Annotated in this window: 12 protein-coding genes; 8 read left to right on the top strand and 4 right to left on the bottom strand. The window is 43.3% G+C overall.

The genetic code is table 11. The features are described from left to right. The first annotated feature begins 32 nt into the window (after positions 1 to 32). The 3 genes from MKY99_RS18050 (at position 33) to MKY99_RS18040 (ending at position 1,723) form a co-directional block, all read left to right on the top strand. On the top strand, positions 33 to 599 hold the full coding sequence (locus MKY99_RS18050) for a hypothetical protein (RefSeq protein ID WP_339265496.1): 567 nt from the start codon (positions 33 to 35) through the stop codon (positions 597 to 599). A 62-nt stretch (positions 600 to 661) separates the two neighbouring features. Then, a complete protein-coding gene (locus tag MKY99_RS18045) occupies positions 662 to 1,120 on the top strand; it encodes an SMI1/KNR4 family protein (protein WP_339265494.1) in 459 nt (152 codons plus the stop codon). A 21-nt stretch (positions 1,121 to 1,141) separates the two neighbouring features. Further along, on the top strand, positions 1,142 to 1,723 hold the full coding sequence (locus tag MKY99_RS18040; RefSeq protein WP_339265492.1) for a DUF4303 domain-containing protein: 582 nt from the start codon (positions 1,142 to 1,144) through the stop codon (positions 1,721 to 1,723). Between the two features lie 98 nt (positions 1,724 to 1,821). Here the strand turns inward: MKY99_RS18040 and MKY99_RS18035 are convergent, their stop codons facing one another. Continuing rightward, positions 1,822 to 2,397, bottom strand: a complete 576-nt coding sequence (locus tag MKY99_RS18035) for a hypothetical protein (RefSeq protein WP_339265490.1) — start codon at positions 2,395 to 2,397, stop codon at positions 1,822 to 1,824. Between the two features lie 508 nt (positions 2,398 to 2,905). On the opposite strand from MKY99_RS18035, the gene MKY99_RS18030 reads away from it, so the two are divergent. Further along, entirely contained in the window at positions 2,906 to 3,412 is a 507-nt protein-coding gene (locus MKY99_RS18030; RefSeq protein WP_339265488.1) for a DL-endopeptidase inhibitor IseA family protein, read from the top strand. 271 nt (positions 3,413 to 3,683) lie between these two features. Here the strand turns inward: MKY99_RS18030 and MKY99_RS18025 are convergent, their stop codons facing one another. The 3 genes from MKY99_RS18025 to MKY99_RS18015 form a co-directional block, all read right to left on the bottom strand. Next, the gene (locus MKY99_RS18025; protein WP_339265486.1) at positions 3,684 to 4,514 is read right to left on the bottom strand and encodes a carbohydrate ABC transporter permease; all 831 of its coding nucleotides are present in this window, start codon (positions 4,512 to 4,514) and stop codon (positions 3,684 to 3,686) included. A gap of 1 nt (position 4,515) precedes the next feature. Beyond that, positions 4,516 to 5,403, bottom strand: coding sequence for a sugar ABC transporter permease (locus MKY99_RS18020; RefSeq protein WP_076286224.1), 888 nt, complete (start codon positions 5,401 to 5,403; stop codon positions 4,516 to 4,518). A gap of 68 nt (positions 5,404 to 5,471) precedes the next feature. Then, the gene (locus tag MKY99_RS18015) at positions 5,472 to 6,791 is read right to left on the bottom strand and encodes an extracellular solute-binding protein (RefSeq protein WP_339265484.1); all 1,320 of its coding nucleotides are present in this window, start codon (positions 6,789 to 6,791) and stop codon (positions 5,472 to 5,474) included. Positions 6,792 to 7,035: 244 nt separating this feature from the next. Between MKY99_RS18015 and MKY99_RS18010 the strand changes: the two genes are divergently transcribed. The 4 genes from MKY99_RS18010 to MKY99_RS17995 all read left to right on the top strand — a co-directional run bounded on the left by MKY99_RS18010 (position 7,036) and on the right by MKY99_RS17995 (position 17,441). Next, positions 7,036 to 8,607, top strand: a complete 1,572-nt coding sequence (locus MKY99_RS18010; RefSeq protein WP_339265482.1) for a response regulator — start codon at positions 7,036 to 7,038, stop codon at positions 8,605 to 8,607. Next, positions 8,604 to 10,319, top strand: a complete 1,716-nt coding sequence (locus MKY99_RS18005; protein ID WP_339265481.1) for a histidine kinase — start codon at positions 8,604 to 8,606, stop codon at positions 10,317 to 10,319. The genes MKY99_RS18010 and MKY99_RS18005 overlap by 4 nt, the downstream gene beginning before the upstream one ends. Positions 10,320 to 10,493: 174 nt before the next feature. Beyond that, positions 10,494 to 15,938, top strand: a complete 5,445-nt coding sequence (locus MKY99_RS18000) for a glycoside hydrolase domain-containing protein (RefSeq protein WP_339265480.1) — start codon at positions 10,494 to 10,496, stop codon at positions 15,936 to 15,938. An 87-nt stretch (positions 15,939 to 16,025) separates the two neighbouring features. Then, complete coding sequence (locus tag MKY99_RS17995; RefSeq protein WP_339265479.1) at positions 16,026 to 17,441, top strand: alpha-L-fucosidase; 1,416 nt, start codon at positions 16,026 to 16,028, stop codon at positions 17,439 to 17,441. Positions 17,442 to 17,556 lie beyond the last annotated feature (115 nt).

The raw sequence follows: 17,556 nt of genomic DNA, 5'->3' as shown, positions 1-17,556 counted from the left end.
ATACTCCTTAAGTGTGGGAGAGGGAGGTATGTATGAAACTAGTTTTTACTTTGGATACACATGGAACGTGTGTGGGTCAATTGAGAGATGAGCTGCTGCCCTTAGAGGAATTAGCAAATACATGGAAGTTTCCCTATGATATCTTTTTTGTATTGCGTGTTTTACCTGAAAGTTATGGTCGAACAACATCCAGACGTTTTGAAAGCAGGGATCATACCCTCGAATTAGATATCAGCATAAGTTATGAACAGTACCAACGGATGTCCAAGCATGAGCAACGTGAGGTATTAGGCAGTCACCTTTGTAACTATTTGTCAGAGTCAGTCGCTAAGTATAATAAGCATGCAGATAAGGAAACTCAAAATCAACTACTGGATCTGGTGAAAAAATGGATGCTTGAAAACAATTGGCTAAATGGAAAGCTAAATCAAGCACGGAAACTACTTTCGCAAGACATGGGTCTTTATGAAGTCAGCCAAAAATTGCAGATGCCATTAGAAGAGATTGAGTATATCCTTCTCCGTATGAATGACTATGAGCCAACTGACGTTCATCCTGATAACATTGTAGCAGGAAAAGCGCCGCCATATCATTTGTAGAAGATTGGAGAGATATCCAAAACTTACAATAAACCCATGTATAAGGAGAGGGGATCGAACTTATGTATGAGAGTTTGGCAGAAAAACTGAAAACGACCTCCGCTTTAAAATGGTTTCCTGGCCATGGTGCGGAAGAAAGCTGGATAGCAGAAGCTGAAGAGGAATTAGGATTCTGCCTGCCGCCATCTTATCGCTGGTGGCTGGTTCATTACGGTAATGCCCGGTTGGGAGACGGCAATATTCTAGCGATCGCAGCTCCGGAACATAGAGAGTATTACGACGGCGACCTTCTTTACATACATAGACTGAATAAAGCCGAGGAATGGTGGGTAGGTCGGTTTCCCCACAGACTGGACTTGTTCGTGCCGGATAGCGACGAGCTTTATTTTTTTGATACGTCTACTAGAGATAAACAGGGGGAATTTCCGATCATGTGTTATGATCTCATGAATGATTTGATCGACAAGTATGCTTCAACGTTTGCGGAATTTCTAGAACGGCTGATTGACGAGCGTTCTTAAATAACCTGAGCTGATCGACTAATGGAAAGGAGGACCGTTATCATGAAGCCGATGCAAGAAATAGAGACGCTGGCGATAGAAATCGCCGCTGCTGCCAGAAAGTCATTTCGTGCTCTTTTTGAAAATGGCGAACATTATTATTACTGTACGCTACTTACTACTGGCGAGGGACATGCGCCTAGCATCTCTGCCTGGTCGTGGGAAGCTTTGGAGATGGAATCGACCAGACAAGGAGACGAAAGTGACACACCGGGATCGACGATTGCTGAACTCATCAAATGGTCCTATGCCGATTCACCCTATTGTTGTTTCGGGGATGAGAACTTCGATCACGTTAAACAACGATTCATCGAGCGTCCTTTCATAGCGGATCTTGAGAATGACGAAGGGAATCGCGAGTTTGATTTGAGGCTGAAGGCCATGGAGCTGGCAATGAAAATGCTTGATGATGAAGGCATGTTTGCCATGAATCAGCTGCGAGAGTCAGTATGTGTCCTTGTCGAAGTCATGCCGCCGGATGAGATCAATACCGAAATCGCCCTACGTTTGAATCGGGCGGAATCACCGGTTATGCAAGCATGGTTGACGGAAGCGGCGGAGTAGAAACGTTAGTCTCCCGTACTTAGGAATCTTACCACTTTAGTCGCGAGTAGTTCAATCAGTTGCTGCCACCAGTGAAAGCCGGCAGTCTTAACAACTAACTAGCCCACTCCTAGTAAGGTGTAATTAGTATATATTTTGCGACTGATCGGAAATCTAAAGCTGATTCTGAAGCCTGAATCTTGTGCTCTGATAGTTAGTAAAAAACGGGAGCGTATTAATCCGCGAATTAAACTGTTCAGTCTTGTCGTATTACCTGAATTAATTGCGGCAGTGACACGCGTTGCAAATGGAATATCAGTTGCCAACCTGAGGTATAAGGGAAGAATAGCTTGTACTACTACGAGATGTTCTCCCACTTTATACTTACTTTGAGCGGGGTCAAGAAAAAAACCGTTGACGTATAGTCGATCCCGCATAGGTGTACGAAAGCCGAAACTGTACCCTGATCCCAATTCTGCAATTGGGGCATGGCTTACCTTTTGAAACAGTCTTTCCATCTGCACAAAATCAATCTTATTCACCGCTTGCACCCATGCAGCTGAGTATGCTGGATTGCGTACGATTTCGCGATAGAAGGGCAGCACATTTCGTATCGTTCGTCTTAAAATTGCAGGTGTTATAAATTCGTTTTGCTGTTTGCGAACGGGGTGTTGACGTTTTCTTTTCTTATTCAATATGCTTCCCTCCTTGAAAATTCAGTTATCTGCAACATATGCTTTACCGGAAAGATGCGTTTGGACATTTCATCGAAAAAGCACTCCAGGCTTTCGGGATTTAGATTTACTGCTAGAGAGATAAGGAAATTACTTAGCAAGAAATGACGCGGCTGCCGGTAGGAACGGTTTAGTCGCGTTTTGTTTGTGTGCTGCAGCTTGCATGGAAATGATCGATATTCTCTCCCGAAATGTAGGTATACAAGGATGAAATCTGTTTTATTTTTCAATGCTCGGATATCCGCTATCATCTTCATTTGCTCCTTGACAACGAAGATTGTAATGCGTGAAGTGCGAGCAGTAATCGTTCCTTGCTACAAGTTGCTGTCTCAAAAATAAGGTTTTTACTTATGAGCCGGCAAACATCATGAAATGAAAAATCATGAAATACGAGGATCCATTCTTGCCGTGCCTTCCATAAGGTAACATACATAGAATGCAATGGAAGAGCGATAAGGAGGGGGACGGCATGGTTTCGAGAAAACGACTTATGGCATTTATTCAGAATGCGGAAAAGGCATGGGAGAAAGTAGTCTTTTCGTATGATCTAAACAGTCCACCGATTCGAATCGGTGATTTTGATTACTACAGACTTCCCTTGCGATTCTCGACCCGAATCAAAATTTTTCGGTATTATCGCCAATTTTGGAACAATGTGTACGCAAATCGCATGATCTGCTCCGCAGGTTTTAAAAACATTCGAGGACGTCTTTACTCTCCTGATGCAGATACGGGGGGATTGCCTAGCAGAGTGTTGGGTTTAAAAATTATAAAACAGACAAGCACAAATATAATAGTTGATGCTATTCTAGGTATTCCAGGCGACTCAATCGCTGATGGGGAAGCTATTCGTTATTTCATCTTGCGCAACCCATCCACCCAAGTACTTACGATCAATTTACGCAGAAGCCGATATGCTGATTACCGTTACGATCCATGCAAAAAAAAGAGTAGGATACTAAGAAGGAAAAAATGAAATAGCGCCTGTTATATAGGGAGATAAATTATTCATTGAAAAAACTGATTGCAGAAAGAAGAGCTAGAGCTTTTATATTGAGATGGATAGTAGCCAAATCGGTAAAATGAATTATTGAACTAACAGAAAACGTTACTTCAATAAAACAGCGACAGCCTAGGACTTTTTTCTCGTCCTGTGCTATCGCTGTTTTAATTTCTAGGTTCAGTGTAATATTTTACTTTCTGCTGACAACTGTATGATTCAGTGTGAACCCATTGTCATTAACTCCCTATCCCTTTAGCGAGCCGGACGTGATGCCGTTAATGATATATTTTTGCATGAAAATGTAGAACAGAATGAGTGGTGCGACCGCTAGGAGCATCATCGGGAAGAAATTCGTCCAGTCGGTCGAGAATTGCCCAATATTGCGGAACACTTCTAAGAGTAATACACCCTTTGAACGGGATTGCAAGAACAAGAGCGGTGTCATGAAATCATTCCACACACCCAGCGTATTCACGATCGCTACAGTGGCAATCACCGGCATAAGCAGCGGGAACACAATCTGCAAGAAAGTTCTCCACACCCCACAGCCGTCTACTTTTGCTGCTTCTTCCAGTTCAAATGGAACGGTAGAACCGATAAAGCTTTTAATTAAAAAGATAGAGAGCGGGAGGCTGTAACAAATTTCTATAAGAATAACACCCGTGTGGGAATTCATAAGTCCAAGCTGGGATATTTGTTTATAAAGTGCCAAGATCCCCATTTGGTACGGTACCATCATTCCAACCATGAATAAAAGGAACACGAGGCGATTGAAGCGGTTCGTATGTCGTACCAAGCTGTAAGCAGCCATCGCAGAAAACATAACAATACCCGCGACGGAGGAAATCGTAATGAGAAGGTTATTTCCTAACACATGGAAGTAGTTCATTGCTTTAAAGGCGCGAACGTAGTTGTCGAATGTGATATTAATTGGAAGGCCCATCGGACTAGAGACTGCATCTGCTGGGGTTTTAAAAGTCGTGATAATCAAATAGTAAATAGGGATCAAAAAAATCGCGGCTATGACGATCAAGAGAATTTCAGAAACGGCAGACCCTTTAGTATATCGATTCATATTACCGCCGCTCCCACATTTTGATTAGTGTAAAGTGAAGAAAGGTGATGAAGCCAACGAGGATCACGAAGACGATTCCGAATGCGGCTCCGTAGCTATAGAAACCTTCACTGAGCCCTTTTTTGATCATGAGTGATACGATCGTTTCAGTAGAATACCCAGGGCCACCTCCAGTCAAGGCATAAACAATATCAAATACCTTCATACCGTTTATCATCCCCATAACCGTATTGAAGGTGATCGCTGGAAGCAGTAGAGGAAGCGTGATATAACGGAACAATTGCCACCCGTTCGCTCTGTCGATCTTCGCCGCTTCATAATAATCTGTTGAGATGCTCTGTAAGTTGGCCAAATAAATAACCATTGTGTAACCCACCCACTGCCATACGGAGGCGATGATGACTGAGTAGAGCGCAAGACGCGGATCTCCGAGAAAATTGATGCGTTCGAAGCCAAGAGCAACTACTAGTTGATTAATCAAGCCGAAGTCGGAAGGTGAGTACATAAAATTCCAGAGAAAACCGATAACCAATACGCTGAACACCGCAGGAAGGAAGAACGCAGCCCGCAGCAGATTTTTTGTTTTTAATTTTTTATTGAGAAATACCGCTAATGGAATGGCTAGCAAATTCTGTCCGAGCATCGCGAGTACTGCATAGATTAAAGTGTTGCTAATCCCTGTTAAATAGAGGGAATCTTTAAATAGAGCGATATAATTGTTTAGTCCAACATATTTGACAACAACGGGATGCACGTCTGACCAGTTCGTAAAGCTGTATACAGCGGTCTTTAACGTCGGATATATGAAAAAGGTACAATAAATAAGTAAGGCAGGAAGCAGAAGCAGAACATAATTGATTTCTCGTTTGAAAATGTTTGGTTTGTTCATATGCAACAACCTTTAGCTTATAGGATGTACAAGGAGCAAATCGCTTTGCCCCTTGTAATTTATACGACCTATTTAGATTTCTCCAACAGTTCAACTGCTTTTTTGTCTACCGCTTCTAGCACTTGTCGAGGCGTTTTAGTACCTGCTATGATTTCTTGAATACCTTTTCCTAGATCTGAGAAAGCAGGGCCAGCAACGCCCCAATTATTAACAGGGTACATGACATTGCCCGCCTTGAAAGCTTCTTGAGCACCGTTGTACTCTGCTGGCATTTCAAAAGTAACCCCTTTCAAAAAAGAGGAACCTCCTTTATTATCGACCCAGTAAGCATTCTGACCTTCTGGTGTAGATAACAGGTCAAGCACCTTGTACGCTGCATCCTTGACTTTGGACTTCGCATTCAAACCAAACGATACCCCTGGACCACCGACCATCCAACCCGGGCCACCTTTTGTACCCAGGTTCGGGAACATATCAATCTTCATGTCAGGCGCCTTTTGCTTAAAGGTTTCCATATACCAAGGTCCTGCTTGGAACATAGCTGCCTTGCCACTTGTAAACTCGTCAATCGCTTGTTCTTCTTCAAGCCCAAGCATATCTTTGGTGAAGACACCACGTTTCAAGTATTCGGTCCATGTCGTCAAAGCAGGCTCCAGGGCATCGACCATTTTTGAGTTTCCTTTACCAAAATCATCGTTCCATTTTTTTCCTTCGGTTGTGCCGATAAATTCATTAAGTGCTAAACCAAGGAAGGACTGGCCTGCTACGTTAGGATTTTTTAGACCGATTGCTTGCGGTTTAATTCCATTTTTCTTAAGTACTTCAGCTACTTGGAAATACTCATCAAGCGTTGTTGGTACGTTTAGGTCATATTTGGCAAATAGGTCAACATTATAGTAAACCCCGTTAAACCAACTAGCTTGCGGCAATCCGTACAGTTTATTATCAAATGTCGCGGTGGACGTGCCGGTTTCATAATACTTGCTAGCATAACGTTCTGTTAAATCTTCGAAATATCCTGTCTTGACGGTATTTGCGTCGATTACTCCACCGATAATGTCAGGACCTTCGCCTGCTGCAAGCTGGGTCTTGATGACATCTACGTAAGTCTTGTTATCGATGAACTGATACTCCACATCTATATCGGGAAGTTTATCTTTGAATAATTGCAGAAGTGCCTTTACACTGTCTTCTTTGTTCCAATATGATAATCTAACCTTCACTTTTTTTACCGGTTCGGGAGCCTTTGATTCTTTCGGCGCCGCCGTATCATTTGGTGTTGCACTTTCCTTTGTGCTGCTGTTGTTCGTACTGTTGGAACTGCAGCCTGTTATGAGGATTGACAAGGCGAGTAAAGCAGTAGTGGGAATTAACCACGTTTTCTTCATACAAAGACCTCCCAAATTTAAAATTTGTTTTGCGGTATAGATTTCATTGTAATGTAAATACCATTTTCATCGAAATAACAGATTTTTGCGAAATCTAACAGAATCCATCTGACAATAGAAACCAAATCATGTGGTTAATGTAACATGGTATGAATTGGAATGCCTAGTGTGCTATGCTTTGGTTTGTAGTGAGTATCCTCTGGAAGTGAGTAATTACCGCCCGATGAACGGTTAGGAGGAAAATATGTATCATATTCTAGTAGTCGATGATCAACAAGCCGAAATCGATGCTATTGAATGGCTTATTCAGAAGCATGCTCTACCCTTTTCTGTTGCTCAGGCCAACGATGGGGAAGTAGCGCTGGAATATATTAGGGGCCATCATGTAGATCTGTTATTCACGGATATTCGCATGCCATTCATGGACGGTTTAGAGTTAATCAAGCAGGCAAAGATAGTCATTCCGGACCTTAAGGTGCTTATTTACAGTGCTTATGGGGAATTTGAATATGCACAAAAAGCGATTCAACTTGGAACGGTTAGTTATATGTTGAAGCCGATCGATGTGAAGGAATTCCTCAAAATATTCCAATCCATAATCGCTATACTAGAGGACGAACGACTTCAGAGAGAGAAGGACGAGTTGTTGATCAAAGGTTTTCATAAAGGAGTGGCGTATGAGAAAGAAAAGCTCCTGTTTGATCTCATTCAAGGTCGTGAGAGTGACGTCCATTACGAGGAACGGGCAGCTTTTGCTGGACTAAATCATCTGGAAAATAAGCGGATGTATATGATTATGATTGGATTGCAAAATCACTTTTTTGATCAACATCATACAGAAGCGTTTGAATTTCTTCAATCGACTAGTAAACATGAGATGCTTTTATTACATATCAATGAATACCAAAGCATCATGCTCGTCGTAATTGATCCCGCTTCAAAGAACAGCGATAACGGGCAAGAGCTTATGACTTATGGAGAAAAGGTTAAAGAATGGCTGGAGACTCGCTTCGACCGGCGATGTTTAATTATTGTCGGTAGTCCGGTAGATAAGCTAGAAGGGCTTCATGACGAGTTCACCCAAATGGAAGAGTTAATGAATTTTCGGTTTTTTATGGATAGAAGTGTCGTTTGTTCCAAAGATGCCGAAAGCATTCATGACCATATAGACGACGAATCGTTAGAGCTTATGCTTAAGGAGATTTATACTTCCATTGCACGAAATGAATATCGTACACTCGAGCATCAAATAGAGTATCTCATTGCGAGTATGCGAAATAGTAAGCGCTTTAGTTCTATGTATGCCAAACTTTTATTTACAGAAATATTGAAAAAAGTAGTAGAGCTTCAAGGCAAAAAAAGCAGCAGTTTACTAAAGGAAGGTTTGGAGCGAATCGCACTTTGCAATTCAATTGCTGAGTTGAGGCAAGTCATTTTATCCGTTTTTCAGGAACATTTGCTGCAAATTAAAACGAATACAGATGATCAATGCCGCAAAGTAATTGAAGATGTACAGATACTCATCCAGATGGAGTACGGAAATGATATTGGGGTTGACTATTTAGCTAATCGTGTCTTTTTATCGCCAAGTTATTTAAGTTTCCTCTTTAAAAAAAGTACAGGTCAAAACCTAATCAAATATATTACAGCTGTACGTATGGAGCGAGCGAAGGAGCTACTGCGAGATTCAACGATTAAAGTTGTTGATATTGCCAGTACAGTTGGATTTGCGAATACTTCCTATTTTAATTTAATGTTTAAGCAGCATAACGGCCTGACTCCTATTCAATATCGGGAGGGTGGCGGAAGAAGATGAGTCTGCTCAAATTTATTCGTAATATCCGCCTGCGTCAGAAATTATTGCTTTCATATGTGATTGTTATCTTCCTGCCAACGATTGTACTGGGCTTGTATGCCTATCAAAGTTCCAAAGCTTCATTGAAAAGCCAGGTTCAGCAAAGCGCGGATAACGAGGCGAGGAAGCTGGCGTTAGAAATTAGTTACCGTCTTCAGAGACAGGATGTATCCATGAAATCGATTGTATTTCATCCTGCGCTTCTTGATTTGATGAGTAATCCAGATCAGGATTTGTACGCTCAATTTAAGACGTTGAATGATAAAATTGAACCTATTTTTTTTAATTTAATGTATATGGTTGGGGATATGACTGAGATTATGTTGTATTCTGAGAATCGGCAATCCGAATTAGGAAACTTCATTACGCCTTCTTCAGCAGTTAAGGATAACGATTGGTATGAAGCGACAAAGAGCAGCGAGTCAACGAAGTGGTGGTTCGAGGATGGAGAATTGTTTGCCACTCGAGTGATTCGCGATATCGATCTTCAAATCGTGAGCGCTGAACTTTACGTCCGGTTTGATTACAATAAAATCTTCGGTGATTTCATTGGCAAGATGAATGAAGGTAGGGGCATCATTATTACCGATCAAAAGAATCAGCCGGTGTTAACAGAGCATAACCCGCAGATGGATGATGTTCAGCTTCAATCCCTTTCAAGGAGTGGTACTTCAAAAGCAAGCTTAGGTGGCGAATCCTACCTAGTTATAAACAAAGATATTCCGCAAACCGATTGGGTCCTGCATTATTTGGTTTCCGATGATCAATACAATACAGGCATTCGCAATATTTTAAGCGCCACGGGTATCATTGTACTCATCTGTATGGTTTTCCTCAGTATTATTATCTTCTTGTTCTCTGAGACGCTGTTAAGAGGAATCGAGAAACTAAACACCAAAATGAAGATGGTGGAAGATGGTGATCTTACAGTTGTTGTTTCCACGAATTCCAAAGATGAAATCGGGCAGCTTACCGATCGATTCGGTTCTATGCTTAAACAAATAAATCAACTCATTTCGGAAGTATATCAAACAAAGGTCACGCAAAAGTCGGCCGAACTCAAAGCGCTGCAAGCTCAGATCAATCCTCACTTTCTATATAATTCTTTATCTTTAATTAATTCCAAAGCGCTGCGAATCGATGCTCAAGAAATTAGTGACTTGGTAAATAACCTTTCTAGTTATTACAGAACGACTTTAAATAAAGGGAAGCAAATTATTGCGATTCAAGATGAATGGACTAACGTTCAAGCATACATACATATTCAATTAGCTATGCACAATTCAAGATTTGACGTAGAATTCGATGCCGACGACAAGGTATTTCAATTTGAAATGATTCATTTGATTTTACAGCCGATAGTTGAAAATGCGATTATGCATGGCATCGATCTGAAGCGGGAGGGGCGAGGTAAACTCATCCTGCGGGCAAGTCTTGACGGTGAGGATATTGTTTTTGTCGTGGAGGATAATGGCGTCGGTATGGAACCGTATATGATCGCACGTATTCTTGAACATGAAAGTTCCGGCTATGGGATTAAAAATGTGCAAGAAAGATTACAGCTCTTATTTGGATCCCAGTACGGGATCAATATTCATAGTCAACCTGGGATTGGCACTTCCATTATCGTGCGCATACCGCAGTATCGTCACATCAGAGAAGAAGATACATGATCACATAAGGGCCAATGCTCATAAAAGCATGGCCCTTTTTTTGTTTACAATCGAAATCTGTTAGATTTCAAAAAATACTCTTATTTAGCAAGACTTCAATTGAGATTATAATGCATAATGTGAGCGCTTTAAATGTGTTCTAAAATTAAATGAATATGAAAGGATGGTTGATCTATGTTCAAACGGACAATGTATACAATGATCTGTTTCATGATTCTAGGAAGTACATTTTTCCAGGGCAATGCGCCTAGTGTCCATGCTGACAGTAGCAACCTGGACGTGTGGGTGGAAAATGCATTGAAAGCTGTATATAGGACCAGCACGATTCCCGCAAATCATGACAACAGCATTGATCTTGTTTCAGCCAAAAACGAATACGAAAGTGAGCAAATTGCTGTAAGAGGCACAAGTGATTTTAAGATTACAGGAATTGAATTTTCCGATCTTGTATCTCCTGGAAATACAATCTCAAACAGCAACTTAAGCTATCATTTTGAAGAATACATGCTTGAGGATACCGTGCAGCCCAATCAATATCGACCGGATTTGGTAGGCACGCAAATCTACCCCTTATCCGAAATTCCCGACCCGCTTTCGAATGATACCTCTATAAATGTAGCAGCAAATTCAACTCAGCCCATCTTAATAACGAATTATGTCCCTGCCGATGCTGTTCCTGGCCTCTATTTCGGTATAGTTACGGTGAAATCAACTTTGGGCGATTATCAAGTACCTATTAACGTTGAAGTTGCTAACGCTGCAATCCCTCCAACCTCTGAGGCTAATTTCGTTAATTATCAATGGTCGATGACGAATGGTTTTATGATTGGAGGTAATCCACCTGAGATTGTAGATGATCCTTTAACTCAGTCTAGTTATGACGTTGGCGAGAACTATTATGGAGTGGAGACGTATAGCGATGAGTGGTTTGAGCTTATGGATAATTTCGCCAAGACCATGACGGACTATCGCCAGAACATGATTTGGGTTCGTACAGACTTATTATTAAATGAAAAGGGTACAAAAATGGTGTCTTTTAAAGACGGGATACCGGAGAATATCGACTGGTCTTTGTTCGATCGATATGTTCAAACCTTTATGGATAGAGGAATTACTCATTTTGCGAACATACACTTGATCCATGCGTTAGAACAAATGCCACAAAGTGAGAGACCAAACAATAATAATCCACAAGATCCGTGGAAAACGTCGATACCTGAATTCGATTCACTACCTGTTACAGACGCTTATCTTACGAACTACTTGACAGCATTGCACGATCATTTAAAGGAAAAAGGTTGGCTTAATGGTATTACTTGGTATCAGCATACTAAGGACGAACCTAACGGTTCGAGCATTACAAACTATATGACCTATATCGCTAGAAAAATAAAAGAGGTCGTTCCGGATTTCAAGACTTTGGATGCTGATGCGGCCGGTACTCTAATGAACGATACCATCAAACCTTATGTGGATGTGTGGGTCCCGTTAACCCCAGTTTTCGAGGACAAGAAAAGTCTCTATAAAGCGGAGCAGGCGGCAGGCAAAGACTTATGGGTGTATACTTGCGATGCGAATCCGGCTCCGTGGTTGAACAGATTCTGGACGCAGCCCATATTGACTGGCAGACTGTTATTCTGGAATCTTAGTCAAGAAGGTGTACAAGGACACTTACATTGGGGATGGAACGTATGGTATGTCCCTCATTATGGAGATTCTACGATCGTATATCCAGACAAGGAACATATGACGGTTAAGAGCTCACTGCGTTACGAGGCCCAAAGAGACGGACTTGAGGAATACGAACTGATGCACCAACTCAAGCAAACCAATCCTGGGCTTGCAAAACGTATAGTAGATAGCGCTGTTAACCCATCTGATCCGAGAAAATATACCCTGGATAATGAATATATCAGCAAGCTTCATGATTATCTGGTTAAAGCGGCGGCCGGAGAAACATTGGGTGAAATTCCTGTGCCAACTAGTCCCTACGATGGGCAGGATGTACCTATGACTTACATGACCGATAACGCGACCGGTGAGATCACTTTTGATGGTGAATGGTTTGCAAAAAGCCGGAAATACGCTTATATGGGCGGCGTTCAAGGCACGTTAAAAGCGGGTGATGAATTGACCTATACTTTTACAGGGGCTGGCATCGATCTTATCGCGGAGAAAAATGAAGGATCTGGTAAAATTTCCGTATCCATCGACGATTCCGCGCCAGTGATTATAGACCTATATGAAAAAGTTCAACTCGATTCGATATCGGTATACAGCAATCATAACTTGTCAGGAGGCAAGCATACGATCAAGGTAGTGAATCTGGAGAACAAAAACCTATTCGTTGACGGCTTCAGAGTAAGCATGTATGAAGGACAGGAGCTCTATGACGGAACGCTGCAAAGTTTGGAAATGACTAACATGCCGTCGGTTATTTTTAATAAAAACAATATCAATTACCAGGCCATTATTCCGAGCGATGTAGATGTGATCACGATTACGCCAACACTTACGGATGCAAATGGCACCCTGGAAATCAACGGGTTACCTTACCGCAGCGGTGAGAGGCTTACATTCAACATCCCTACTGGCAAAAGTAAGATCCTTATTCGCTCTACCGCAAGTGATGGGGAAACCTCGAGAATGTATACTTTAAACTTTCTCAAAGGCAATGTAAATCAACCGACCACCAATATTGCGAGAAGTTATTCAGCGATTACAGCAACAGCTGATAGGGGAGGCAGCAGTGGCTATGGTGTGGCTAATATGGTTGATGGAAGTTACGGTTCCATGTTTGCTAGTATAAGCGGGTATACGAGTATTGTGCCATTCCCACATGAGATCAATCTGACTTGGACTCAACAAAAGACCTTTAATACGATGGTCATGGCCACGCCATCAGGCTTATTACAGGGGATAACGGATATTGATATTGAGGCTACATCAGATGGAACGAATTGGACCACCTTTGCAAAGAGGGTACCGATTCAATGGTTTAGCAGCACAGACGATAACAAAATGGAATACACCTATGCGAATATCCCTACGGTTAATGACGCGCTGAAGCTGAGGATACGGGTCAATGACGCTAACAATACGTATTGGGGCATATACGCGCTATATGAGCTTGAGCTTTATAACCTTCCAGACAACGGAGAGATTCACCCTACAGCAGACGGAACGCTTAGTAATTTAACAATCCCTAATGTTCCTACTTTTACATTTGACAATAGTACGATGACCTACTCAGTAATGATCCCGAATGATCTAAACTCCATCGAGATAATGCCAACACTTTCGGACGGAGCGGGTACCTTGCAGGTCAACGGAAAGACTGTCGCCAATAACACAGCGCAGACTTTTGACATTCCATTTGGAAAAAGCGTAATTCATATCAGGTCCACTGCAAGCGACGGGACAACTACAAAGCTCTACACGTTAAATTTTCTCAAAGGAAATGAGGATGGGCTAGGTACCAATATTGCCAGAAGCTATTTTGAGATTACAGCAACGGCAGAACGTGAAGGGGAGGACTATAGTGCCAAAAAAATGGTTGACGGTATTATTTATACCATGTTCGCGAGTTCGCGAGGCTACAATACCGAACATCCGTTTCCGCATGAGATTAATCTTACTTGGGAACAACCGCAAACCTTTAACACCATCGTCATGGCTACGACATCTGGTTTAATTCAGGGTATTTCCAATATCGATGTTCAGGCTTCTACAGACGGAATAAACTTTGAAACCATAGCACAGGGGGTACCCATCCAATGGAAAAGCAGCAAAGATGACGGCGTTATGGAGCATACCTTTGCCAATATTCCTGAAGTACGAGATGCGCTTAAGCTCAGAATAAAGATCAACGATGCGAACTATACGACATGGGGTATGTACGCTATGTATGAGCTTGAGCTCTATAATCTCGCGGAGAACGGAGAAATTGGCGAGAGCAGTAATACGATTACGGCGAGCGCGGGGGACAACGGAACGATCAGTCCAAACGGCGCCGTTGTAGTCAATGAGGGTGATGATCAAACCTTTACCTTCAATCCGAACAATGGATACGAAGTTGACGAGGTATTGTTAGACGGTACCGCCGTGTCGGTGACCGGAAGCGTGTATACGGTTACTAACATAACCGCCGACCATACGATCAATGTTACGTTTAAGCAAAAAGAGACAGGTGGCGAGGTCAGTAAGACGATCACGGCGAGTGCGGGGGAAAATGGAACGATCAGTCCGAACGGCGCCGTTGTAGTCAATGAGGGTGATGATCAAACCTTTACATTTAATCCTAATAATGGATACGAAGTCGACGAGGTACTGTTAGACGGTACCGCCGTGTCGGTGACCGGAAGCGTGTATACGGTTGCAAACATAACCGCCGACCATACGATCAATGTTACGTTTAAGCAAAAGGTGACAGGTGGCGAAAATAGTAATCCTCCGACGAGTGGTGAGAATAGTAGTATTCCTTCTACCGGTGGTACAGTCAATGGGAATACCGATGCTCATACACTTGTAGTGAAATCGGAGGACCTTACCACTCCAGCCTCCAACGGAGTCGTGACGATTGTTGCCAAAGATAAAGAGAAAATTGTACTTCCTGCCAATGCAGCCGAACTGCTTGGACTACATCCATTAGTCATTCAAACGGGTTCATTCACATTGGAGGTCCCTGCTGAATTACTTAAACAGTTGACGGATAAATACTCCGCAGAAGCTAAACGAGACAGTACGATAGAGTTAATCATGACTCTCTTATCCGAATCCGATGCTAACAACCTTCTAGCGATAAGGCAGTCTTCCACGCATGCAAATATTATAATTTCCGGCAATGTGATCAATTTTAGCTTATCGATTGTCGGAAAAGATGGTAAAGTGACAAGCTTGAACAGCTTCGATAAACCGATGACGATTCGATTTAAAGCGGATCCTTCCTTAAATCCGAATCTGACTGGCATTTATTATTTGGCAGACAATGGTACGCTGGAATATGTGCGAGGCACGTTTATACACGGAGAATGGGTGGCCGATATTCACCATTTCAGTAAATATGCGGTGCTCGAATTCAAGAAATTATTTACCGATGTTAAGTCCACTCACTGGGCGGCCGATGCGATCGAACAGCTAGCAGCGAAGCAATTTATTGAAGGCACTAGCGAGGCAATGTTCGAGCCAGAGCGTTCTATAACACGGGCCGAATTTACGGCGATGCTTGTCAAAACGTTGAACCTGACATCAGTGGGCGAATCGAAATTTACGGATGTATCGAAGGGTGCCTGGTACGAGGGAGCTGTTTCCATGGCGGTCAAAGCAGGCATTATTAAAGGAATTAGCACAACGTCTTTCAATCCCGATGCTAGCATCAAACGCGAAGAAATAGTCACTATGCTGATGCGGGCGTATGTTATCTTGAAAGACGTCGAGTTGAACGGAAAAACAGCTTCTTCCTTTACCGACGAATCCGCTGTGGCAACCTGGGCGCTTGAGTCAGTAAGAGCGGCGGCGGCACTTCATTTAATTAACGGTCGAGAAGCAAACAAATTCGTTCCGAGCGGGATCACTTCCCGTGCAGAAGCAGCAGCTTTGCTCAATAGAGTTATACACTAGCCGGGTAAACCCCCAATTTCTATATTGGGGGTTTACAATTAATAATTTTACTTTGATGTGACGCGGAGAACCGAAGGAGGCAACCCGATGAACGATATGGAAATCAAGGAACTTCAGCAAGCAGATGTGGCGGAACTGAAAGAAGGCGTCCACGGTTACAGCAGCGAGACGAATTGGGTGAAGCCGGAAAATCCAATTACGCTGGAAAGGTTGGAATGGTTCAAGGATCAGAAATTGGCCCTAATGATGCATTGGGGACCTTATTCGCAGATTGAGGTTGAGTCCTGGATTCTCAGCGACGAAGATGGTGATTGGGCGCGTAAAGATGTCGATTGGACGAGCGACTACGAAGAGATGAAGCGCGAATATTTCGGACTCAACCGCACGTTCAATCCATTCCGCTTCCAGCCGGAGCTATGGGCGGAAATCGCTGCCGAAGGCGGGTTCAAATATTTGGTTTTCACGACCAAGCATCACGACGGATATTGCATGTGGGACACACATACGACGAATTACCGAATTACTGGCTCCGAAACGCCGTTTCATGCACATCGCTATGCCGACGTTTGCAAGCATGTGTTTGACGCTTTCCGCAGCAAGGGGCTTGCGATCGCCGCATATTTCTCGAAGGCGGATTGGCAATCGCCGTATTACTGGGCGCCAGGAATGGAACGGGGCAGCAATACGTGGAGAGGGCCTTCGTACTCCCCCGAGGAATATCCGTGGCTGTGGGAGCAATTCGTCGATTTCACCCATGAGCAAATCATGGAGCTGATGAGCCGTTACGGCCGGATCGATATTTTGTGGCTGGATGCGGGCTGGGTTAAAGATAGTGATCAGGTAAAGCAGGACATTCGATTGGGCGAGGTTGTCGAGCGCGCCCGTCAAACGCAGCCGTGGCTGTTATCCGCGGATCGTACAGTCGGAGGGCCTTACGAAAATTACGTGACGCCGGAGCAAACGATTCCGGAGCGTCCGCTGAACGTACCGTGGGAAAGCTGCATTACGATCGGCACACAGTGGGCTTTCAAATACGATGACCAGTATAAATCGGGGAGAGAGCTCGTTCGCATTCTGATGGAAGTCGTATCCAAAGGCGGCAATTTGGCGCTTAACGTAGGTCCTCAACCCGACGGACGATTGCCGGCTGGGGCGGTTAAGAGTATCAATGAGCTGGGCGGATGGATGAAGGTTTACGGTGAAGCGGTATACGGCACACGCGTGTGCGGACCGTATTTTGCCGGTTCCTGCGCGTTCACCTCGAAAGGAAATACCGTATACTGTACGTACTTGTATGAAAGCGCAGATCAAGCCGTAGCTAAGCTCGTTCATATTCCTTATAAGGAGCCCGTTTCAGGCATCGAGCTTGTTGGAAGCGACGCTTTGCTGCAGGTTGAGCGTACGCCGGAAGGAATCTCGATCACGCTTCCGGATTGCGAATTGAACGGGCAGGCTCCGATCGCCCATGTTTTCCGCATGCAGAAGGGCGAGGAGGCAAAGTGAACGATAAGATTCTTAGCTTTAAGTTATTATACGATGGGGTCTGTGGGCAATAATGCGAGCGCAGAGGTGAGAAGAAGAAGTAGCCGGATGACAAATACATGTTCGAACGCGAACC

Source organism: Paenibacillus sp. FSL R5-0470, assembly GCF_037975205.1.
Taxonomy (GTDB): domain Bacteria; phylum Bacillota; class Bacilli; order Paenibacillales; family Paenibacillaceae; genus Paenibacillus_AQ.
This window is presented reverse-complemented; position numbering and strand designations above follow the sequence as displayed.